This window comes from Burkholderia sp. Ac-20365 (genome assembly GCF_017104715.1).
Classification (GTDB): Bacteria; Pseudomonadota; Gammaproteobacteria; order Burkholderiales; family Burkholderiaceae; genus Paraburkholderia.
This window is the reverse complement of sequence record NZ_JAAGPI010000126.1, coordinates 1-822: the sequence shown is the minus strand read 5'-3', so window position 1 is coordinate 822 and position 822 is coordinate 1. Positions and strand designations below refer to the sequence as shown.

At 70.8% G+C, this 822-nt stretch carries 1 protein-coding gene; it reads right to left on the bottom strand.

The window, feature by feature from the left end; genetic code table 11:
• Window positions 1–822: AMP-binding protein (locus G3O01_RS44930; RefSeq protein ID WP_205813977.1), on the bottom strand; the 822-nt coding region annotated here is incomplete at both ends.

Below are 822 nucleotides of genomic sequence, written 5' to 3'. Positions count from 1 at the left end.
CTCCCGGGCCACGCATCGAAGCGGCGCACCTGCGTGCGGATGCTCATGACGGTCTGGTTCGACGGACGCGGCAGGCCGGTGACGTTGCGCGCGCCCAGCTGCTCGACGAGTGCCGACGAAAGCGCCGCGCGCAGCTCGTCGCCGAGCGGCGCGACCCAGCGTTCGTTGTCGAGTATCCGCGCGGCGCCGGTCCCGCTGCGTACGACCATCTGCTGCTGGTCGAGCTGGGCAGGGATGCCGACCGGCAACACGTTGATCGCCAGCGGCGCGGCGGCGCGCGCTTCGCTTTCCAGCACCATGCGCCAGCCCGTCGGCGTGGCCTGCATCACGGTCGCGCCGCTTTGCGCCAGCAGATCGAGCAGACGCGCGCCGTCGAGCACGGCGTCGCGCGAGGCCAGTTCCACGCGCGCGCCGCGCGTGAGCGGCAGATGCAGTTCGAGCGCGGCGATATCGACGGAAATCGTCGTCCCGCTGAGCCAGACGTCGCGCGAGGAGAAGTCCAGATGCTGTTCCAGGCTCGCGAGCAGGCGGTCGAGGCTCGCGTGGCTCACGCACACGCCTTTCGGCTCGCCGGTCGAACCGGAGGTGTAGATCACGTAGGCGGCCTGTTCGGGCGCGATGGGCGTGGCGAGGTCGGTCGGCGCTTCGTTGGCGACATCGCTGGCATCGACGAGCGTGCGGTCCGCGAAGCAATCGGCGAGGCGCGCGGCGCTGGCCGCGTCGGTCACGATCAGGTCGATGCACGCGTGATCGAGGATGCGCTGCAGCCGTTGCGGCGGATGCGACGGGTCGAGCGGCACATAGGCCGCGCCGGTTTTGCTC